21 protein-coding genes and 1 riboswitch are annotated in these 18,747 nt (G+C 72.6%); of the genes, 8 read left to right on the forward strand and 13 right to left on the reverse strand.

Annotation, left to right across the window (positions count from 1 at the left end; genetic code table 11):
* The first annotated feature begins 35 nt into the window (after positions 1–35).
* Entirely contained in the window at positions 36–587 is a 552-nt protein-coding gene (locus ACZ6S8_RS10800) for a hypothetical protein (protein ID WP_469454433.1), read from the forward strand.
* Here ACZ6S8_RS10800 and ACZ6S8_RS10805 read toward each other — a convergent pair.
* A complete protein-coding gene (locus ACZ6S8_RS10805) occupies positions 563–1,072 on the reverse strand; it encodes a hypothetical protein (RefSeq protein ID WP_469454435.1) in 510 nt (169 codons plus the stop codon). The genes ACZ6S8_RS10800 and ACZ6S8_RS10805 overlap by 25 nt on opposite strands.
* A 177-nt stretch (positions 1,073–1,249) precedes the next feature.
* Between ACZ6S8_RS10805 and ACZ6S8_RS10810 the strand changes: the two genes are divergently transcribed.
* Genes ACZ6S8_RS10810 through ACZ6S8_RS10820 form a run of 3 tightly spaced genes read left to right on the forward strand, consistent with a single transcriptional unit; the run spans position 1,250 to position 2,851 of the window.
* Entirely contained in the window at positions 1,250–1,654 is a 405-nt protein-coding gene (locus ACZ6S8_RS10810) for a hypothetical protein (RefSeq protein WP_351272302.1), read from the forward strand.
* Between the two features lie 22 nt (positions 1,655–1,676).
* Entirely contained in the window at positions 1,677–2,105 is a 429-nt protein-coding gene (locus tag ACZ6S8_RS10815) for a thiol-disulfide oxidoreductase DCC family protein (protein WP_469454437.1), read from the forward strand.
* 11 nt (positions 2,106–2,116) lie between these two features.
* On the forward strand, positions 2,117–2,851 hold the full coding sequence (locus ACZ6S8_RS10820) for a TetR family transcriptional regulator (protein ID WP_469454438.1): 735 nt from the start codon (positions 2,117–2,119) through the stop codon (positions 2,849–2,851).
* A gap of 66 nt (positions 2,852–2,917) precedes the next feature.
* Here ACZ6S8_RS10820 and ACZ6S8_RS10825 read toward each other — a convergent pair whose 3' ends face one another.
* The 3 genes from ACZ6S8_RS10825 to ACZ6S8_RS10835 form a co-directional block, all read right to left on the reverse strand.
* Positions 2,918–4,474 carry an ABC transporter substrate-binding protein gene (locus ACZ6S8_RS10825; protein WP_469454440.1) on the reverse strand — a complete coding sequence of 519 codons (1,557 nt, stop codon included), beginning with the start codon at positions 4,472–4,474 and terminating at the stop codon, positions 2,918–2,920.
* A 121-nt stretch (positions 4,475–4,595) separates the two neighbouring features.
* A complete protein-coding gene (locus ACZ6S8_RS10830; RefSeq protein ID WP_469454442.1) occupies positions 4,596–5,921 on the reverse strand; it encodes a metallophosphoesterase in 1,326 nt (441 codons plus the stop codon).
* Entirely contained in the window at positions 5,918–6,202 is a 285-nt protein-coding gene (locus ACZ6S8_RS10835) for an SCO4848 family membrane protein (protein ID WP_469454444.1), read from the reverse strand. The genes ACZ6S8_RS10830 and ACZ6S8_RS10835 overlap by 4 nt, the downstream gene beginning before the upstream one ends.
* 121 nt (positions 6,203–6,323) lie before the next feature.
* Between ACZ6S8_RS10835 and ACZ6S8_RS10840 the strand changes: the two genes are divergently transcribed.
* Positions 6,324–7,565 carry a D-alanyl-D-alanine carboxypeptidase family protein gene (locus tag ACZ6S8_RS10840; RefSeq protein ID WP_469454445.1) on the forward strand — a complete coding sequence of 414 codons (1,242 nt, stop codon included), beginning with the start codon at positions 6,324–6,326 and terminating at the stop codon, positions 7,563–7,565.
* 41 nt (positions 7,566–7,606) lie between these two features.
* Here the strand turns inward: ACZ6S8_RS10840 and ACZ6S8_RS10845 are convergent, their stop codons facing one another.
* The 4 genes from ACZ6S8_RS10845 to ACZ6S8_RS10860 form a co-directional block, all read right to left on the reverse strand.
* Positions 7,607–8,542, reverse strand: a complete 936-nt coding sequence (locus tag ACZ6S8_RS10845; RefSeq protein ID WP_469454447.1) for a YhjD/YihY/BrkB family envelope integrity protein — start codon at positions 8,540–8,542, stop codon at positions 7,607–7,609.
* A 157-nt stretch (positions 8,543–8,699) separates the two neighbouring features.
* Positions 8,700–9,296 (reverse strand): 2'-5' RNA ligase family protein, encoded by a 597-nt coding sequence (locus ACZ6S8_RS10850; protein ID WP_469454449.1) that lies wholly within the window; start codon positions 9,294–9,296, stop codon positions 8,700–8,702.
* 85 nt (positions 9,297–9,381) lie between these two features.
* On the reverse strand, positions 9,382–10,395 hold the full coding sequence (trpS, locus tag ACZ6S8_RS10855) for a tryptophan--tRNA ligase (protein ID WP_469454451.1): 1,014 nt from the start codon (positions 10,393–10,395) through the stop codon (positions 9,382–9,384).
* A gap of 187 nt (positions 10,396–10,582) precedes the next feature.
* Positions 10,583–11,848 carry a serine hydroxymethyltransferase gene (locus ACZ6S8_RS10860; protein WP_469454452.1) on the reverse strand — a complete coding sequence of 422 codons (1,266 nt, stop codon included), beginning with the start codon at positions 11,846–11,848 and terminating at the stop codon, positions 10,583–10,585.
* Between the two features lie 34 nt (positions 11,849–11,882).
* Positions 11,883–11,973: riboswitch (ZMP/ZTP riboswitch) on the reverse strand.
* Positions 11,974–12,092: 119 nt separating this feature from the next.
* On the opposite strand from ACZ6S8_RS10860, the gene rocD reads away from it, so the two are divergent.
* The gene (gene rocD, locus ACZ6S8_RS10865) at positions 12,093–13,298 is read left to right on the forward strand and encodes an ornithine--oxo-acid transaminase (protein WP_469454454.1); all 1,206 of its coding nucleotides are present in this window, start codon (positions 12,093–12,095) and stop codon (positions 13,296–13,298) included.
* A gap of 10 nt (positions 13,299–13,308) precedes the next feature.
* Here rocD and ACZ6S8_RS10870 read toward each other — a convergent pair whose 3' ends face one another.
* Both ACZ6S8_RS10870 and ACZ6S8_RS10875 read right to left on the reverse strand, forming a co-directional pair.
* Positions 13,309–14,511, reverse strand: coding sequence for a glutathionylspermidine synthase family protein (locus tag ACZ6S8_RS10870; protein ID WP_469454455.1), 1,203 nt, complete (start codon positions 14,509–14,511; stop codon positions 13,309–13,311).
* A 13-nt stretch (positions 14,512–14,524) separates the two neighbouring features.
* The gene (locus tag ACZ6S8_RS10875) at positions 14,525–14,827 is read right to left on the reverse strand and encodes a hypothetical protein (protein ID WP_469454457.1); all 303 of its coding nucleotides are present in this window, start codon (positions 14,825–14,827) and stop codon (positions 14,525–14,527) included.
* 110 nt (positions 14,828–14,937) lie between these two features.
* On the opposite strand from ACZ6S8_RS10875, the gene ACZ6S8_RS10880 reads away from it, so the two are divergent.
* A complete protein-coding gene (locus ACZ6S8_RS10880; protein ID WP_469454908.1) occupies positions 14,938–15,774 on the forward strand; it encodes a DMT family protein in 837 nt (278 codons plus the stop codon).
* Here the strand turns inward: ACZ6S8_RS10880 and ACZ6S8_RS10885 are convergent.
* Together ACZ6S8_RS10885 and ACZ6S8_RS10890 are read right to left on the reverse strand one after the other, a co-directional pair.
* Positions 15,761–15,955 carry a DUF397 domain-containing protein gene (locus tag ACZ6S8_RS10885; RefSeq protein ID WP_469454459.1) on the reverse strand — a complete coding sequence of 65 codons (195 nt, stop codon included), beginning with the start codon at positions 15,953–15,955 and terminating at the stop codon, positions 15,761–15,763. The genes ACZ6S8_RS10880 and ACZ6S8_RS10885 overlap by 14 nt on opposite strands.
* Entirely contained in the window at positions 15,952–16,779 is an 828-nt protein-coding gene (locus ACZ6S8_RS10890) for a helix-turn-helix domain-containing protein (RefSeq protein ID WP_469454460.1), read from the reverse strand. The genes ACZ6S8_RS10885 and ACZ6S8_RS10890 overlap by 4 nt, the downstream gene beginning before the upstream one ends.
* Before the next feature lie 108 nt (positions 16,780–16,887).
* On the opposite strand from ACZ6S8_RS10890, the gene ACZ6S8_RS10895 reads away from it, so the two are divergent.
* Complete coding sequence (locus ACZ6S8_RS10895; protein ID WP_469454462.1) at positions 16,888–17,337, forward strand: ATP-binding protein; 450 nt, start codon at positions 16,888–16,890, stop codon at positions 17,335–17,337.
* Here ACZ6S8_RS10895 and pdxR read toward each other — a convergent pair.
* Positions 17,318–18,709: a MocR-like pyridoxine biosynthesis transcription factor PdxR gene (pdxR, locus tag ACZ6S8_RS10900; RefSeq protein ID WP_469454464.1), complete on the reverse strand. Its 1,392-nt coding sequence runs from the start codon at positions 18,707–18,709 to the stop codon at positions 17,318–17,320. The two genes, ACZ6S8_RS10895 and pdxR, sit on opposite strands and share 20 nt — an antisense overlap.
* Between the last annotated feature and the right edge of the window lie 38 nt (positions 18,710–18,747).

Genomic DNA, 18,747 nt, shown 5'->3' on the forward strand with positions numbered 1-18,747 from the left:
ACGGGGGCGGGCCTGCCTGTGGAAGGATCGGCCGTATGAGCGAGCAGCAGCCGAACCCCTACGCGAGCGACCCGAGTCAGGGCGGCCAGAGCGGCCAGTCCGGCCAGGGCGACTACAGATGGGGTCCGGGCGAGGCCAGTTACGGCTACCCGCAGCCCTACCCGGCAGCCTCCGCCTACCAGCCGACCATCGGCGGCGCGGGCTTCCCCGTACCGGCGTACGGCCCGGGCACGGGCGGCGGCGGGGGCGCGATGCTGTCCCTCGGCGACATCAGCGTCGTGGGCGACCAGATCATCACCCCGTCGGGATCGATGCCGCTGCAGGGCTCGATGTGGAACGCGACGGACTTCTCGCGCACCGAGGAGAAGATCCCGACCCACGCCATCGTGCTGGCGGTCGTCTTCGCGGTCTTCTGCCTGCTGGGCCTGCTCTTCCTCCTGATGAAGGAGAAGGTCACGACGGGCTACATCCAGGTCACGGTCACCAGCGGCGGCCGCCACCACTCCACGATGATCCCGGCGGCGGACGCGCACGCGTACGCCTGGGTCATGAACCAGGTCAACTACGCCCGCTCGCTGAGCTTCTGAGGAACGGTCCGGGCCGGCTGCCGCCCCCCGGACCCCCATCCCGCCGCACGGGCCACCCGCACCTGCGGGGGCCGGGCGGCCATCGCCGCTTCCGCCAGTGCGGCCAGCGCGTGCGCCGTCGACGGGTCCGGCGGGAGCAGCGCCAGCGTCCAGGCCAGGCCGCGCAGGGCGTCGGTGTTGTAGGGGTCCCAGGGGTGGTCCCGCACCCCGCTGGCTCCGTCCACGGGCAGCGTGCGCGGGCTCCCGGCCAGACACAGCCAGCTCAGCACCGCCACCCGCGTCTCCTCGGCGCCCCGGGCCGCGATCAGCGCCCGCGCCGCCCTGTTCCACCCGCCCGTGGGCCGCGTGGCCTTCGCCGACCGGGCGTGCGCGAGCAGTGCGTTCCAGCGCGGATCGGCCATGGCCAGGTCCGCCCATGCCTCGCCCACGTTGAGCACCGGCTCCGTGAGCAGCCCCAGGACCCGCTCGACCCCCTCGGTCCGCACGGCCGCGAGGGCCGTACGCCGGACCCGTACGCCCCCTTCTCCCCGGGGCCGGCCATGCAGAACGCCGGCACGGACGCCCCGCCCGGGGTTGGGCGGGCTTTCGCTTGAACTTGTTCAAAAAACGCCCTAGAGTCAGTCCTGCCAAGCATTTGAACACGTTCAAGGGGGCTGAGGGCTATGGACCTCACCGTGGTCGCGTACGTCATCTACCTGCTCATCAGCATCGGCCTCACCGTCTGGGTGGCCCGCACGCTCAGCCGCAACGGCCGCGTCTTCATCGGCGACGTCCTCCAGGGGAACGAGAAGCTCGCCGACGCCGTGAACCACCTCCTGGTGGTCGGCTTCTACCTCGTGAACATCGGCTTCGTGACCCTCTACCTGCGCTCGGGCGAGACCATCCTCGACGCCCGCGGCCTCTTCGAGGCCCTGTCGCTCAAGCTCGGCGTCGTCCTGCTCGTCCTCGGGGTCATGCACCTCGGGAACGTCTGGGTGCTGAACAAGATGCGCCGCCGGGGCATCATGGAGCGCCAGCACACCCCGCCGGTCGCCCCCCAGGGGTGGACCGCGCCGGCCGGGGCCTGAGCCGGTGACGGCCGGGGCAGCGGTGCGCAGACTGACCGTCCTGTACGACGCGGGCTGCCCGGTCTGCGTCCACATCAGGCACTGGCTGATCGGGCAGCGCCACCTGGTCCCCATGGACCTGGTGCCCGCGGCTTCCTACGAGGCGCAGCGGCGCTTCCCGCGCCTCGACCACGCCTCGACGCTGAAGGAGATCACCGTCGTCGGGGACTCGGGTCAGGTGTGGACGGGCACCGACGCCTTCATCGTGTGCCTGTGGGCGCTGGCCGAGCACCGGCCGAAGGCCAACTGGCTCGCCACCCCGGCGGGCCGCCCCTTCGCCCGGGCCGCCCTGTACACCGCCTCCGCGTGGCGGCAGGCCGTACGGACGGAAGGCGGCCCGCCGGTGGCGGGGAACGACCCCGCCCGGACGGAGCCGCCGGTCTGTGACGACCGGTGCTCCGTCCCCGGATAGGCTCGTGCACCGTGACTGATCAGAAGGCTCCCAAGAGCGAGCAGACCCGCACGCTCATCCTCGAAACCGCGCTCCGGCTCTTCCAGGAGCGCGGCTTCGACAAGACGACCATGCGGGGCATCGCCAAGGAGGCCGGTGTCTCGGTCGGCAACGCCTACTACTACTTCGAGTCCAAGGAACACCTGGTCCAGGGCTTCTACGACCGGATCGGCGCCGCCCACCAGGCGGCGGTCCGGCCCATCCTGGACAACGAGACCGATCTGCAGAAGCGGCTCGCGGGCGTGCTGACCAGCTGGATGGACATCGCGGCCCCGTACCACGAGTTCGCTTCCCAGTTCTTCAAGAACGCGGCGGACCCCGAGAGTCCGCTCAGCCCCTTCTCCCCGGAGTCGGAGCCCGCCCGCAAGGCGGCGATCGACATCCACCGCGAGGTGCTGGCGGGTGCGAAGACGAAGGTTCCGGCCGAACTGGCGGACGTCCTGCCCGAGTTGATGTGGCTCTCGCAGATGGGCCTGGTCCTGTACTGGGTCTTCGACCGCTCGCCGGACAGTCAGAAGACCCGCGGTCTCGCCGAGCGCGGCGCGCAGCTGACGACGCGGGGCATCGTCCTGGCCCGGTTCCGGGTGCTGCGGCCGCTGGTGCGGGAGGTCCACGAACTGTTCGCGGACTTCCTGCCGGGCATGGCGCAGACGGTCGCGTCGAAGAAGCGGGCCTCGGACCCCGACCCGGACCGGGACGGCTCCTAGCCTGGCGGCGCCGGAGCCGCCAGGCGGCTCTCGCGCCGGCCCCGGGGCACGCCGCGCTGCCCGGCTCTAGAGCCAGTCGAGTTCCCACAGGCGCCACACGCCCGTTCCGTCGGACAGGTACTGGGCGCCGGTGACGGCCTCGCGGGACATCACGTAGTCCTTCTTCTGCCAGATCGGCAGCATCGGGACCTGCCGGGCGACCGTCTTCTGGAGCTCGCGGAAGTCGGCGTCCGCCCCGGCGCGTTCCGAGTGGGACTGGGTACGGGCGATCAGCGCGTCCACGGCCTTGTCGGAGAAGCCGTTGTTCATGGACGAGTCGGTGCCGACGAGCGGGGCAAGGAAGTTGTCGGCGTCCGGGAAGTCGGCGATCCAGCCGATCGTGTAGGCGTCGAACTCGCCCGCCGCGTAGCCCTTCTGGAAGTCCGCCCACTCCTCGACGGGCTTGATCTCCAGCCGGAAGAGGCCCGTGGACTCCAGCTGCCGCTTGAGCTCATCGGCTTCGGGGAGGTTCGCCCCGCGCGCGTTGACGCCGACGGTGAGGGTGACCGGGACGGCGGTCCCGGCGTCCTTGAGCAGCTTCCTGGCGGCGGCCCCGTCGGGCGTCGGGTAGGCGTCGAAGAAGGGGGTGCCGTGGGCGGCGATGCCCGCCGGGACCAGCGAGTAGAGCGGGGTGACCGTGCCCGAGTGGACCTCGCGCGCCATCTTCGAGCGGTCCAGGACGGTGGCGACGGCCTGGCGGACGGCGAGCGGGGCGGCCGGGGATCCGGGGCGGACGTTGAAGACCAGGGAGCGGATCTCGGTGCCGCCGGAGGCCTGGTAGCGGGTGTCCTTCAGGCCCGGGTTGAGGCCCGCGAGGACGGCGGGCGGCATCTCCCGGTGGGCGACCTCGATCTGGCGGTCCTTCCAGGCCCGGTCGAGTTCGGCGGAGTCCTTGAAGTACCTGACGGTGACGGGTGCCCGCGCGGGCTTGGCCTGGCCCTTGTAGGCGGGGTTGGGCTTCAGCTCCGCGCTCGCGCCCGCCGTGTACGCGCCGAGCGTGTACGGGCCCGAGCCGTCGGCCTTGCCGTCCGTGCGCAGGGCCTTCGCCGGGTACTTCTCCCTGTCGACGATCGAGGCGGCGCCCGTCGCGATCTTGAACGGGAAGGTGGCGTCCCCCGCGGAGAGGTTGAAGGTGATCGTGCGCCCCTCCGCCTTCACCGACCGCAGGGTGTTGAACAGGGGGGCCGGGCCCTGGTCGGAGTTGATGGCCCTGACCCGGTCGAAGGAGTGCTTCACGTCCTCGGCGGTGATCGCCCGGCCGCCCGGGAACTTCAGGTCGGGGCGCAGCTCGCACTGGTAGGTCGTGAGCTTCTGGCCGACGAACGCGCAGGAGGACGCGGCGTCCGGGACGGGCTCCGCGGAACCGGGCTTGATCGTCAGCAGCGACTGGTAGACGTTGCTGAACAGGGCCCAGGAGCCCGCGTCGTACGCGCCCGCCGGGTCCAGGGAGGAGACGACGTCGCTCGTCCCGACCCGGACGGCGCCGCGGCCGTTGCCGTCCTCGGGCAGCAGCTGCCAGGCGCCGGCGCCGGCCACGCCGAGGACCAGCCCGGCCGCGATCATCTTCGAGCGGACAGACCGCATCCCGTGAACCCCACCCCTGTACCGGTGACAGCAACACACTGTCCGATTACCGGTCATCCCATCACGGAAATTCGGCCCCGGGAAGGCCGAAATCCAATGGGTCACGGGCGGTTGGAGGGGATCAGGCCTGGTATGAGGCGAGTTCCACGACGGTGATGTCGGACGGTGCGCCCACCCGGACCGGGGGCCCCCAGGCGCCGGCTCCGCGGGAGACGTAGAGCTGGGTGTCCCCGTAGCGCTCCAGTCCGGCGACGGTGGGGTTGGCGAGCTCGGCGAGGTAGTTGCCCGGCCAGAGCTGGCCGCCGTGGGTGTGCCCGGACAGCTGGAGGTCCACGCCGTGCCGGACCGCGTCGTGGATGACGACGGGCTGATGGGCGAGGAGCACCGCGGCGCGGGCCCGGTCGCGGTCGCCGAGGGCGGCCCGGAAGTCGGGGCCCTGGCCCTCGCTCTCGCCCGCGATGTCGTTCACCCCGGCGAGGTCGAAGTACGGCAGCGCGCGGCGGGCGTTCTCCAGCGGGGTCAGTCCGAGCTCCCGGACGTGGTCGACCCACTGCGCGGCGCCGGAGAAGTACTCGTGGTTGCCGGTGACGAAGTACGAGCCGTGGCGCGCCCGCAGCTCGCGCAGCGGCTCGGCGGCATGCCCGAGGTCGTCGACGTTCCCGTCGACGAGGTCGCCGACGATGGCGATGACGTCGGGCTGCGTGCGGTTGACGGCGTCCACGATGCGCAGGGTGTGGGCGCGGCCGAGGACCGGGCCGAGGTGGACGTCGCTGACGACGGCGATCCGGAACCCGTGCGCCCCGCGCGGCAGCTTGGCCAGCGGCACCTTGACCCGCTTGACCGTCGGACCCCGCAGGACCCCGTGGGCGCCGTTCGCGACGGTCCCCAGGGCCACGGCGGCGGCGGCGCCGCCGACGGCGCGCGCGAGCGTACGGCGGCTCGGCCCGCTGACGGCGGGCCCGGCCGGCGCCTCGCCCGGCGCCCCGGACCGCGCCTCGGCGGGGGCGGGTGCCGGGGCGTCGGCGGAGGCCTTGCCGGCGGCGGCCGCCGGGGTGCTCGCGGGGGTGGCCGCCGGAGCGTGCGCGGGGGCGCCGGAAGCGGCGGGTACCGCCTCGGAGGGCGCCCGGTGGGCCAGACGGCGGAGCAACAGCGCGCGGATCGGCTCCGCGACCAGCATCGTCAGGGTCAGGTACAGGAGCACCGCGAGCCAGAGGAACCCGGGCCAGGCGACCGCCTGCTGGAGCCAGAACGGGGCCCCGGCGCGGCCGGTGGTCAGGGCGGCCACGGAGAGGAGGGGCAGGGCGATGGCCAAGGACGTGCCGATGCGGCGGGGCAGGCCGCCGGGGACCGTGGTGTCCCGGACCAGACGGATCCACAGCCAGCGGTGCACCAGGACCAGCAGGGCGAGGACCGCCAGCGCGACGAGGGCGAAGACCACGATCATCATGCGGCCGGCCCCGATCCGGTGTTCGCGTCCGTCTCCGGACGTGATCCGCGCCGCAGCGCCCGGACCCCGCGCAACCCGATCACTCCGACGGCCGTCCCCAGGAGAAAGGACGAGACCGCGAGGGTCAGGTGGACCCAGAAGTAGGAAGTGGGATCGCCCGCCGCGTCAAACGCCAGGCCACTGCCGTTCTTCCACAGGTTCCGGACGAAAGACACCCAGATGAACCAGCTCCACACTCCGAAGGCGAGTAGGAACCAGGAGGAGGAACGGCTGAGTTTCATGTCCTCAGTATCGGATTCGTCCCCAGGACGGACGCGCCGGGGTGGGCTGTCCCGGCGGTGGTTTCTTCGAAATGGCCGGTCAGGAGGGGCATGCAGCACATCGGGATGTACTTTCACCTGCGTGTCTGCAAAGAAGACCGCGCTGACGGTCCTTTCCGCCGCGCTGCTGATCCCCTCGGCCCTCGGGGTCCCCGTGCACGCGGCGCCCTCCCCGCCGGCCGACGGGAAGGGCGGGCCCGCCAAGGCCCCGTCCGCGGCCGCGCCGCCCGCCTCCATGTCCACGGTCGGCGGAGCGCTGCTGGGCCAGCCGGGGACCCAGGTGAACCTGCTGCCCGGCGCCCCCGCCCTTCCCGCGAACCTGTCGGGGCGGTCCTGGGTCGTGGCCGACGCCGAGTCGGGTGAGATCCTCGCCGCGAACAACGCGCACTGGCGCCTCCCCCCGGCCTCCACCATGAAGATGCTCTTCGCGGACACCGTGCTGCCGAGCCTGCCCAAGGACCGGGTCCACAAGGTCACCGAGGACGAGCTCTCCGGCGTCGGTTCGGGCAGCAGCCTGGTGGGCGTCAAGGAGGACCACGAGTACTCGGTCCACGACCTGTGGCTGGGCGTGTTCCTGATGTCCGGCAACGACGCCGTCCACGTGCTGTCGGCCATGAACGGCGGCGTCGAGAAGACCGTCCGGGACATGCAGGCGCACGCCGAGGAGCTCCAGGCCCTGGACACCCACGTGGTGTCCCCCGACGGCTACGACTCCCCGGAGCAGGTGTCGAGCGCGTACGACCTCACGCTCATCGCCCGCTCCGGACTGCAGAAGCAGGACTTCCGGGAGTACTGCGGCACGGCGAACGCCCAGTTCCCCGGCAAGCAGGACGCCGGGCGGGCCCGCGAGTCCTTCGGCATCCAGAACACCAACCGGCTGATGACGGGCGCACACGGCATGGCCCCGTACAAGGGCATCGCGGGCGTCAAGAACGGCACCACCACGATGGCCGGGTCCACGTTCACCGGCGTGGCGCAGCAGGGGTCCAGGAAGCTGCTGGTCACGGTGATGAACCCGAGCGCGGGCGGCGGCAACGCCGTCTACGAGGAGACCTCCGCGCTCTTCGACTGGGGTTTCGCGGCGGCCGGGAAGGTCAAGCCGGTGGGTGAGCTGGTGCCGCCGAAGAGCGAGGACACCACCCCGTACGGATCCCCCGCCCAGTCCCACGAGGGCGGTCCGGCGGCGGCCGGTACCGCCGGGGCCGGCGGCGGCGTGGGCACCGCGCTCGGTGTCGCGGGCGGCGCGCTGGCCGCGCTCGCGGGCGGCGCCTTCGTGGTGAACCGGCGCTGGCCGCGCGGCCGCCGCGGCACGGGCCGCGGCTGACCCGCAGCGGCCGCCCCGGGCCGCCGGTACGGAGCCCCGGCCTAGGAACGCGCGGGCTCCGGGCCGGCGGCCGGGCCGGAGTCCGGCGTGCGGTCCGGAGCCGGGTCCTCGGCGCCGTCGCCGTCCGCGTCGTCGCGCGTGGCGGTCCAGGACGACACGTAGAGCAGCAGCTTCGCCGTGAAGTTGATCCACAGCAGCAGCGCGATCGGCACGCCGAACGCCCCGTACATGCTTTTGGCCGCCACCTCCCGCATGTAGCCGCTGAGCAGCAGCTTCAGCAGTTCGAAGCCCACCGCGCCGATGAGCGCCGCCTGGATCAGGCGCCCGCGCGGCGGTTCGACCCCGGGCAGCAGGGTCAGGACGTAGAGCAGCAGGAGGAACGCCGCCAGGACGCCGACGAGGAACGCGCCGGACCGCAGGAGCGCGCCGCCCGCGCCGTCGCGCGGGATGCCCAGCCACTCGGCGGACTTCCCGACCGCGCTGGACCCCAGGGTCGAGGCCGCGGCCGAGGCCAGCCCCGCCCCGCCGAGGCCGAGGAGCACCAGGGCGTCCTTGCCCTTGCGGGCGAAGGGGTTCCCCTCGTCCTCGTCGTCCCGGTCCCACACCGCGCGCAGGCAGTCCCGCATGGCGCCGACCCACCCGATGCCGGTGAACAGCAGGATCGCGCCGGCGACGAGGCCGATCGTGCCCGCGTTGGCGACGAGCGCGTCGAGGTCGAGCTGGTCGGAGATGCCCGGGACCTGTTCGGCGAGGTTCTTCTGGAGCGTGGCCAGCTGCTCCTTGCTGAGCAGCGCCGCGCCCACGGCGGCGGCCACGGTGATCAGCGGGAAGAGCGCGAGGAAGCTGATGAAGGTGATCGCGGCGGCGAGCCTGGTCCAGTGCACGCGGTCGAGGCGTTCGTACGAACGCCACGCGTGGGTGCGCATGAGACGGGCCACCAGCGGCCCGATCACCGGGAGTTTCGTCAGCCAGTCCATGGAGTCACCGTAATTGAGCCGCAGGAAATAGCCGGGATTGTCGCTTTCGGGGACTACGGTCGTCGATTGTGACTTTTCGCCCTAAGGCCCGCCCGTTCCACTCCCTCGTCCTGCGCGGGCTCAGGTTCCGCACGCACCGGGCCCTGCGGCCGCTCCGTCAGGAGGGCCGTACGGTCGGCCCGGCGGCCGCGTCGGTCGGCGAGCCGCACTGCGCCGGGACGCCGGTCGGACCCGTCCCGAAGGGGTACTCGCGCAGCTTGCGCCAGACCCCGTCCGAGCCCTGCTCGTAGAGGGCGAAGCCTTCGCAGAGCCACTCGGCCGCGTAGTCGGCGAGCGCCTCGAACGCCACGTCCATCGCCTCTTCGGAGATCCCGTGGGCGACCGTCACGTGCGGGTGGTAAGGGAACGCCAGCTCGCGGCTGAGCGGCCCCGACGGGTCGCGCACCTCGCCCTGGAGGCGGGTGCACCCCGGGGCGCCCTCGGCGATCCGGACGAAGACCACCGGCGAGAGGGGGCGGAAGGTGCCCGTCCCCGACAGCCGCATCGCGAAGGCGCGGAACGCGGCCGCGACCTCGGCCAGGTGGGCCCGGATCTGCGGCAGCCGGTCCGCGTCGACCTCGGTCGGCGGGACGAGGGTGACGTGCGTGGGGATGCCGTGCGCGGCAGCGTCCCCGAAGCCGGCGCGCAGCTGCTGGAGCTGGCTGCCGTACGGCTCCGGGACCGCGATCGAAACGCCGAGCGTTACGGTCCCCACGTGTCTCTCCTCCGTGTGTCTGGTCGGACTGCTGCCGCCCAGTGTGGCGGCAGCACCCCCGATATCGCCAGGGCCCTCGGTCCGGTCAGTGCTTGGCGGGCAGGAAACCGAGGCGGTCGTACGTCTGGGCGAGGGTCTCGGCGGCGACCGCGCGGGCCTTCTCCGCACCCTTGGCCAGCAGGGAGTCCAGGGTTTCCGGGTCGTCCAGGTACTCCTGGGTGCGCTGCTTGAACGGTGTGACGAAATCGACCATGACGTCGGCCAGGTCGGTCTTCAGCGCGCCGTAGCCCTTGCCCTCGTACTTCTCTTCGAGGGACGGGATCGTCTCGCCGGTGAGGGTGGAGTAGATCGTGAGCAGGTTGCTGACGCCGGGCTTCTCCTGGGCGTCGAAGCGGACCTCGGCCTCGGTGTCCGTCACCGCGCTCTTGATCTTCTTCGCGGTGGCCTTGGGCTCGTCGAGGAGGTTGATGAGGCCCTTGGGCGAGGAGGCCGACTTGGACATCTTGATCGACGGGTCCTGGAGGTCGTAGATCTTCGCGACCTCCTTGACGATGTGCGCGGCGGGCAGGGTGAAGGTCTGGCCGAAGCGCTGGTTGAAGCGCTCGGCCAGGTCGCGGGTCAGCTCGATGTGCTGGCGCTGGTCCTCGCCGACCGGGACGGCGTTCGCCTGGTACAGCAGGATGTCGGCGACCTGGAGGATCGGGTACGTGAACAGGCCGACGGTGGCGTTGTTCGTGCCCTGCTTCGCGGACTTGTCCTTGAACTGGGTCATCCGGCTCGCCTCGCCGAAGCCGGTGATGCAGTTCATGACCCAGCCCAGCTGCGCGTGCTCCGGCACGTGGCTCTGGACGAAGAGCGTGCAGCGCTCGGGGTCCAGGCCGGCGGCGAGCAGCTGCGCGGCGGAGAGCCGGGTGTTCGCGCGGAGTTCCTTCGGGTCCTGCGGCATGGTGATCGCGTGCAGGTCGACGACCATGTAGAAGGCGTCGTGCGTCTCCTGCAGGGCGACGTACTGGCGGATGGCTCCGAGATAGTTCCCGAGGTGGAACGAACCGGAGGTGGGCTGGATGCCGGAGAGCGCGCGAGGACGATCAGAAGCCATGGCCCCATTCTCTCAGGTGCGGGGGCGGGCTCCGGCCCTCCGCTGGCCGGAACCTCCCGGGTCGCGCCGCTCCCCCGCCCGGCCCCGCACGGGTACCGGGCGGTAGTGCGGCGGCCGGATCCCGCCCCGGCCGAGCGACCGCTTTGCGCCGGTCCGGCCGCGCGGGGGCCGGACCGGCGGCGGGCCGTTACTGCGGCAGGCCGGGGGCCGGGAAGGCGGCCATGAGGTCGGCGACCTCCGCGCGGACGGCGCCGAGCGCCGGCTCGTCGCCCTTGGCGGCGGCGTCCACGGCGCGGGAGATCCAGTCCGCCACCGCCGGCATGTGCGCGGCGGTCAGGCCGCGGGAGGTCAGCGACGGCGTGCCGATCCGCACGCCGGAGGGGTCGAACGGCTTGCGCGGGTCGAAGGGGACGGTGTTGTGGTTGACGACGATGCCCGCCCGGTCCAGCGCCTTGGCGGCGACCTTGCCGGGAACGCCCCGCGAGGTGAGGTCCATCAGGATCAGGTGGTTGTCGGTGCCGCCCGAGACCAGGTCGAAGCCGCGCTCCAGCAGGGCCGCGGCCAGTGCCTTCGCGTTGGCGACGACCGCGTGCGCGTACGCCGTGAAGGAGGGCTGCGCGGCCTCGTGGAGGGCGACGGCGATGCCGGCCGTCGTCTGGTTGTGCGGGCCGCCCTGGAGGCCCGGGAAGACGGCCTTGTCGATGGCCTTGGCGTGCTCCTCGCGGCACATCAGCATCGCGCCGCGCGGGCCCCGCAGGGTCTTGTGCGTGGTCGTGGAGATCACGTCGACGTGGTCCGCCGGCGACGGGTGCGCGCCGCCCGCGATCAGGCCGGCGATGTGGGCGACGTCCGCGACCAGGACCGAGCCGGCCTCCTCGGCGATCGAGGCGAAGGCGGCGAAGTCGATCGTGCGGGGCAGCGCGGTGCCGCCGCAGAAGATCAGCTTCGGCCGCTCGGCGAGCGCCAGCTCCCGTACGGCGTCGTAGTCGATCAGCCCGGTGTCGGGGCGCACCCCGTACTGGACGCCGCGGAACCACGAGCCGGTCGCCGAGACGCCCCAGCCGTGGGTGAGGTGCCCGCCCATCGGCAGGGCCATGCCCATGACGGTGTCGCCGGGCTTCGCGAAGGCGAGGTAGACGGCCAGGTTGGCCGGGGAGCCGGAGTACGGCTGGACGTTGGCGTGGTCCACCCCGAACAGGCCCTTGGCCCGCTCGACGGCGAGGGCCTCGACGCGGTCGATGTTCTGCTGGCCCTCGTAGTAGCGGCGGCCCGGGTAGCCCTCGCTGTACTTGTTCTGCAGCACCGTCCCGGAGGCTTCGAGGACGGCCGCGGACACGTAGTTCTCGCTGGGGATCAGGCGCAGGGTCTGCGCCTGGAGGACTTCCTCCGCGGCGACGAAGGACGCCAGTTCGGGGTCGGTCGCGGACAGGGCGGGATGGCGGCTCGCGGTCATGCGGGCTCCTCCGGGGTCGATGGGAATCGGTACCCCGCGAGGCCCAGGCGAGCGGCCCTGTGTGCGGATCTGCCCGCACGACTCCCCCGGAGTCGCTTCTCCGTGCGCCAGTCGCCGTGCGTACCGCACACCTTAGCGGGCGCGCCGCACGGGAGGTTTCCGCGTCCGGAATACGAGCGACGATAAGACTGTGGCGCCACCCTCGTCACATGCTCACCCGGCAAGACGGACGATCGGAGACCCCGTGTCGACAACTGCTGATGCCATCCGCTCCGCCGAGGCGCACAGCGCGCACAACTACCACCCGCTGCCGCTCGTCGTCGCCTCCGCGGAAGGCGCGTGGATGACCGACGTGGAGGGGCGCCGCTACCTCGACATGCTCGCGGGCTATTCGGCGCTCAACTTCGGCCACGGCAACGGCCGTCTGCTCGACGCGGCCCGCGCGCAGCTGGAGCGGGTCACGCTGACCTCCCGAGCCTTCCACCACGACCGCTTCGCCGACTTCTGTACCGAACTGGCCGCGCTGTGCGGCAAGGACATGGTGCTGCCCATGAACACGGGCGCCGAGGCGGTCGAGACAGCGGTGAAGACCGCCCGCAAGTGGGGCTACGAGGTCAAGGGCGTGCCGGACGGGCACGCCAAGATCGTGGTCTGCGGCGGCAACTTCCACGGCCGGACCACGACGATCGTCTCGTTCTCCACCGACCACGACGCCCGCGACCACTTCGGTCCCTACACGCCGGGCTTCGAGATCGTCCCGTACGGGGACCTCACCGCGCTCGCCGCGGCCGTCACGGAGAACACCGTCGCCGTGCTGCTGGAGCCGATCCAGGGCGAGGCGGGGGTGCTGGTGCCGCCGGCCGGCTACCTGCAGGGCGTACGGGAGCTGACGCGCGAGCGGAACGTCCTGTTCATCGCGGACGAGATCCAGTCGGGCCTGGGCCGCACCGGCAGAACCTTCGCGTGCGAGCACGAGGGCGTCGTCCCGGACGTGTACCTCCTGGGCAAGGCGCTCGGCGGCGGTGTGGTGCCGGTCTCGGCCGTCGTCGCCGACCGGGACGTGCTCGGGGTGTTCCGGCCCGGGGAGCACGGCTCGACGTTCGGCGGCAACCCGCTGGCCTGCGCGGTGGCGCTGGAGGTCGTGGCGATGCTGCGCACCGGCGAGTACCAGCAGCGGGCCACCGAGCTCGGCGACCACCTGCACCGGGAGCTGAACGTGCTGGTCGGCGGCGGTGCGGTGACCGCGGTGCGGGGCCGCGGGCTGTGGGCGGGCGTGGACATCGACCCGTCGCGCGGAACCGGCCGGGAGATCTCCGAGAAGATGATGGAACGGGGGGTGCTGGTGAAGGACACCCACGGGTCGACGATCCGGATCGCCCCGCCGCTGGTGATCTCCAAGGAGGACCTGGACTGGGGGCTGGAGCAGCTCCGGTCCGTGCTGGCCCCCTAGGCGGCCGCGGTCAGAGGATCACGTGGGGCAGGAAGCGGGCGTACTCGTCCGTGACCGGCCCCGCGGATTCGCGGATGCCGAGCCCCGCCGCCTCGTCCTCGACGACCCACGCGCCGAGCACCACCCGGTTGCCGTCGAAGTCGGGCAGCGGGGCCAGGCCCTGGAAGCAGTACCGCTCGCCCTCCTCCGGCACGAAGGGCTCCCCGTCCCCGCCCGGCACGTGGAGGGTGACCCCGGCGCCCTCGCGGCCGAGCAGCGGCTTGGCGACGTACCCGCCCGAGCCGGACTCGGCCAGCTCGCGCGGGCCGTCGAGGTAGGCGGGCAGCAGGTTCGGGTGCTCCGGGAACAGCTCCCACAGGACGGCGAGCAGCGCCTTGTTGGAGAGCAGCATCTTCCACGCCGGCTCGATCCAGCAGGTGCTGCCGGTGCCGCCGCCGTGGTCGTAGGTGCCGATGACCTGCGGGCCGAACTCGTCGGCGGCCAGCCACTCCCACGGGTACAGCTTGAAGCAGCTGCGGATGAAGCGGAGCTTCTCGTCCACGAACCGGCCGGACAGGCTGTCCCAGCCGATCTGCTCGACGGACAGCGCCTGGGTGTCGATGCCGGCCTGCTCGGCGGTCTCCTGGAGGTAGGCGACCGTCATCAGGTCCTCGCCGAGCTCGTCGGTCTCGGAGTGCGCGAAGTGCAGCGGGCCGGGCGGCAGCAGCTCCGCCTGCCGGCGCCAGGCCTCGACGAGCCGCTCGTGCAGGGAGTTCCACTGGTCGGCGCCGGGGAAGCGCTCCTCCATCCAGAACCACTGCGGGCTGGCCGCCTCGACCAGGGAGGTCGGGGTGTCGGCGTTGTACTCCAGCATCTTGGCCGGGCCGCCGGCGCCGTCGTAGCGCAGGTCGAAGCGTCCGTAGAGGGACGGCTGGTCGGCGCGGCGGCGCCAGGACTCGGTGACCAGCGCGACCACCTTCGGGTCCGTGATGCCGAGGTCGGCGAAGCGGTCGTTCTCCACGATGTGCGCGGCCGCGGCCAGGCACATCGCGTGCAGCTCCTCGACGACGTTCTCCAGCGCCTCCACCTCGGGGAGCGTGAAGGAGTAGTACGCGCTCTCGTCCCAGTAGGGGCGCAGCGAGTCGTCGGGGTAGCGCGTGAGGGGGTAGATCAGACCCTGTTCCTCGACGGTCTTCTGCCAGTCGGGGCGGGGTTCGATGGTGTGCCGCTTCATCGTTCTGGGCTCCTCAGCCGCCGCTGGTGCCGGACTTGCTGCCGCCGATGCCGCCCCGCGTGACCGCCGACTTGTCGAAGCTGCCGCCGGAGACCTTGCCGGCGACGACGGTGCCGCCGTAGTAGTACGCGCCGTGGCCGCCGCTCTTGCACTCCTTGTTGTTCAGCTTCTCCAGCGTGGAGCGGGACGCGCACCGCTTGTCGGGCTCGTCGCTGCTGCCGCAGGCCACGAGCGTGGCCGCGAGGAGGCCCATGCCGCCGAGGGCGACGACGCCGGAGCGCATGCGGCGCTGGTTGGTACTGCTGCTGCTGTCCATGTCTGCTCCCCCTGGGTGGCGTGCTCCCGACAGACTAGAGCGGGCCCCCCGGGCGATGGAATCCGGCCGCCGTGAGATCTGTGACCTAGAGTCACTTCGTGCTGATTGGGATGATTTGTGCGCTCGGGGCCGCGCTGTGCTTCGGTACGGCCTCGGTCCTCCAGGCGGTAGCCGCGCGGGCGGCGGAGCCGGGGACCGGCTCCGGCGTGGACCCGGCGCTGTTCCTGCGGGCCGTCCGGCAGTGGCGCTACGTGGCCGGTCTGGGACTGGACGGAGTCGGCTTCGTGCTCCAGATCATCGCCCTGCGCCACGTCCCGATCTACGCGGTGGGAGCCGCGCTGGCCGCCAGCCTCGCCGTGACGGCCGTGGTCGCGGCGCGGCTGATGGGGGTACGGCTGTCCCGGACCGAGTGGGTCGCGGTGGGGGTGGTGTGCGCGGGGCTGCTGATGCTCGGGCTGGCCTCCGGGGAGGAGGGCTCGGGAACCGGCTCCGACGCGCTGCGGTACGGGCTGCTCGGCGTGGCGGTACTGGTGCTGCTCGTCGGCGCGGCCGCCGGGCGGCTCCCGGACGGCCCCCGCGCGCTGACCCTCGGCCTGGCGGCGGGCACGGGCTTCGGGGTGGTGGAGGTCGCCGTCCGCCTGATCGACGGCTTCTCGTGGAGCGAGCTCGCCAACCCGGCGCTGTACGCGCTGCTGCTGGGCGGCGCCGCGGGCTTCCTGCTACTCACCTCGGCCCTCCAGCGCGGCTCCGTCACGGCGGCGACGGCCGGCCTGGTGCTCGGCGAGACGATCGGTCCCGCGCTGGTGGGGGTGGTGTGGCTGGGCGACCGCACCCGCGACGGCCTGGCCTGGCTCGCCGTCCTGGGCTTCACGGTGGCGGTCACGGGCGCCCTCGCGCTCGCCCGCTTCGGCGAACCGGCCCCGGAACCGGGCGCTACCGCCCCCTGACCCCGTCCACGAACACGGCGAACGCCCCGGCCCCGACCTCCAGGACGGGCCCGCCGGGGTTCTTGGAGTCCCTGACGGGGACGACCCCGCACGAGGCGACCAGGTTGGTGGCGACCTCGACGCACGCGCCACCGTTCTCGCTGTAAGAGGACTTGAACCAGCGGGGGGATTCGGTCGTCACGGGGAACCCTTTCGAAGCTGTTCGATCATGGCCACGGATGCCGCCTGGGAGAGTGCTTCGGCCTGTAGCTGATGGTAGGCGGTCAACAGAGGCACTACGGAAGTACTGTCCCGCTCCAACTGCCCCCTCTGAGCCGACTCGGCATAGGACACCAGCGACCGGCTCTGCATGGTCAGGACGTAGAGCGGCAAACTGAGCGGACGTCGGTCGCCCATGCTGAACGGAGCCACCTGGAGCACGGTGTTCGGCAGTCCGGCGAAGTCGACCAGCCGCGCCAGCTGGGCATCCATCGTTTCCGGCCCTCCCACGGGCCGCCTGAGGCAGCTTTCGTCCAGCACGACGAACACGAGCGGCGGAGGCGTGCGCAGGATCGCTGCCTGCCGCTCCTTGGCAAGCGAGATCCGCTCCTCCGCCTGCTCGGGTGTGATCGCAGCCCGCTCGACGGCACGCAGGTTGAGTGCCGTCGCGTATTCGAGCGTCTGGAGCAATCCGGGCACGACGCCGACTTCGTAGAGCCGGATCTCTGCCGCGCGCGCCTCTTGCGCGACGTACTCCGGAAAGCCTTCCAGCAACGCCGTGTACCTGACGGCTTGGCTCTGCCGTTCCAGCCGATCACCGGTCCCGAACACCCTGTCGGCACTTGCGGCAAAGCGGCGAGTTGGAGGGCGTCGTCCGGTTTCGACAGCGGAGATGTGGGTGCCAGAGCACCCGATCCGCTCTGCAAGCTCCTCCTGCGTCCAGCCCCGCTCATCCCTCAGGGTGCGCACTCGTTGCCCGAAGGCCGCGCTCAGCGACTTCTCGGGGTCCAACTGCTTCCTGTTCACGCCACATCACCTAACTCCCCAATCAACCAACGCAAGTTGAAGACATCCCAACCCTAGGTCACGCTGAATCCACCCGGTAGCGAAACGACTACACAGAGGAGCGGCGCCATGCCCAACGCAGGCAACGAATGGCGGCAGCGGTTCAGCAGTACCCGGCGGGGCGCACGGCTGGCGCGGGAGCTGGCGCTGCTGGAACTGGCCCGGTGGGGCTACCCGATGGCCGGGGGCGACAGCGAGCGGGTCGCGCAGGTCGTCGCCGAGCTGGCGGCCAACGCCGTGGCGCACGGCGGCGTGCCCGGGCGGGACTTCGAGCTCGGGCTGCGGGAACTGGACGGCGTGCTGCGGGTGGAGGTCTCCGACGCGCGGGCGGGACGGCAGCCCCGGGTCCGGCCGGGGCCGGTCGAGCCCGCCGAGCACGGCCACGGGCTGCGGATCGTCGAGGCGCTCTGCGTCGCCTGGGGCGTCTCGGGCCGGCTGGTCGGCAAGACCGTCTGGGCCGAGGTGGCCACACGGGCGGCGGCGGCCCCGCGGACCCCGGCTACGGCAGCGCGGCCGTGAGCGCCGCCAGCGTCGGCGACCACGCGCTGGCGGCCGGGCTCCCGTAGCTCACGACCAGCGCGTCGCGCGCCGGCAGCTCCGCCCGCGGGTGCCGGAAGGCGGCGACGCCCTGGACGGCCAGGTCCTGCCAGGCCGCGGACCGGACCACCGCGCGCTCCGTCCCCTCCGGGAGGTCCAGCACCGCGTGCAGTCCCGCCGCGATCCCGGAAACCCCCACCCGGCCGGCCACGGCCGCGACGAGCCCGTCGCGCCGGCGGCGGTACCGCAGCCGCATCCCGCGCACGTGCCGGTCGTACGCCCCGGAGGTGATGAACTGCGCCAGCGTCAGCTGGTCCAGCGCGCCGGAGGTCGCGTCGCCCGCGGTCCGCACCGCCATCACCTCGTCCAGCAGACCCGGCGGGAGCACCATCCAGCCCATCCGCAGCCCCGGGGCGAGGGACTTGCTGGCCGTGCCCAGGTACACCACCCGGTCGGGGTCCAGCCCCTGGAGCGCCCCCACCGGCTGACGGTCGTAGCGGAACTCCCCGTCGTAGTCGTCCTCCAGGACCAGCCCGGCCGTGGACCGGGCCCAGTCGACCGCGGCCGACCGGCGGGCCGGGGTCAGGGCCGCCCCGGTGGGGAACTGGTGCGCCGGGGTCAGCAGGACCGCGCCGGGACCGGCGGTCAGTTCGCCCGTACGGGCCCCGTCCGCGTCCACCCCCAGCGGCCGGGTCCGCAGGCCCGCCCGTTCCAGCAGGTCCCGGTGGATGTCCAGCCCGTACCCCTCCACCGCCACCTCCCGGACGCGCCGCGCCCGCAGCACGCGCGCGAGCAGCGCCAGCGCGTGGGCGAAGCCCCCGCACAGCACGATCCGCTCCGGGTCCGCGTACACCCCGCGCGCCCGGGCCAGGTACCCGGCCAGCGCCTCCCGCAGCTCGGTCCGGCCGCGCCCGTCGCCGTACCCGAAGGCCTCGGCCGGCGCGTCGGTCAGCGCCCGCCGGGCCGCCGCCAGCCAGGCCGTACGGGGGAAGCCGCCCACGTCCGGGGAGCCGGGCATCAGGCTGTACGCGAGCCCCCGGCGCGCGGGGTGCCGCACCCGGGGCACCGCGGCGGGCCGCCGGGGCCGGGCCCGTTCGGCCACCCGGGTCCCGGAGCCCTGCCGGGCCGTCAGCCAGCCCTCGGCGACGAGTTCGGCGTACGCCTGGGCCACCGTGTTCCGCGCGATCCCGAGGTCGGCGGCGAAGGCGCGCGAGGACGGCAGCCGGGTCCCGGCGGGGAGCCGCCCGCTGCGCGCGGCCTCGCGCAGCGCCTCGGTGAGGCCGGCCCGCAGCCCGCGCCCGGAGACGAGGTCCAGATGGAGGTCCGCGCCGAAAGTGGCCCACGATTCCGTCATGGACATGGACCATAGCGGTGGGCTAACCGGCTCCTAGG

Source organism: Streptomyces sp. NPDC048461 (assembly GCF_055587105.1).

Bases quoted from the DNA above. Each gene is read 5' to 3' on its own strand.
- ACZ6S8_RS10870 (WP_469454455.1), bottom strand. From the start codon at position 14,511: ATGAAGCGGCACACCATCGAACCCCGCCCCGACTGGCAGAAGACCGTC.
- ACZ6S8_RS10860 (WP_469454452.1), bottom strand. From the start codon at position 11,848: ATGACCGCGAGCCGCCATCCCGCCCTGTCCGCGACCGACCCCGAACTG.
- pdxR (WP_469454464.1), bottom strand. From the start codon at position 18,709: ATGACGGAATCGTGGGCCACTTTCGGCGCGGACCTCCATCTGGACCTC.
- trpS (WP_469454451.1), bottom strand. From the start codon at position 10,395: ATGGCTTCTGATCGTCCTCGCGCGCTCTCCGGCATCCAGCCCACCTCC.
- ACZ6S8_RS10825 (WP_469454440.1), bottom strand. From the start codon at position 4,474: ATGCGGTCTGTCCGCTCGAAGATGATCGCGGCCGGGCTGGTCCTCGGC.
- ACZ6S8_RS10845 (WP_469454447.1), bottom strand. From the start codon at position 8,542: ATGGACTGGCTGACGAAACTCCCGGTGATCGGGCCGCTGGTGGCCCGT.
- ACZ6S8_RS10895 (WP_469454462.1), top strand. From the start codon at position 16,888: ATGCCCAACGCAGGCAACGAATGGCGGCAGCGGTTCAGCAGTACCCGG.
- ACZ6S8_RS10875 (WP_469454457.1), bottom strand. From the start codon at position 14,827: ATGGACAGCAGCAGCAGTACCAACCAGCGCCGCATGCGCTCCGGCGTC.
- ACZ6S8_RS10835 (WP_469454444.1), bottom strand. From the start codon at position 6,202: ATGAAACTCAGCCGTTCCTCCTCCTGGTTCCTACTCGCCTTCGGAGTG.
- ACZ6S8_RS10830 (WP_469454442.1), bottom strand. From the start codon at position 5,921: ATGATGATCGTGGTCTTCGCCCTCGTCGCGCTGGCGGTCCTCGCCCTG.
- ACZ6S8_RS10810 (WP_351272302.1), top strand. From the start codon at position 1,250: ATGGACCTCACCGTGGTCGCGTACGTCATCTACCTGCTCATCAGCATC.
- ACZ6S8_RS10800 (WP_469454433.1), top strand. From the start codon at position 36: ATGAGCGAGCAGCAGCCGAACCCCTACGCGAGCGACCCGAGTCAGGGC.
- ACZ6S8_RS10880 (WP_469454908.1), top strand. From the start codon at position 14,938: ATGATTTGTGCGCTCGGGGCCGCGCTGTGCTTCGGTACGGCCTCGGTC.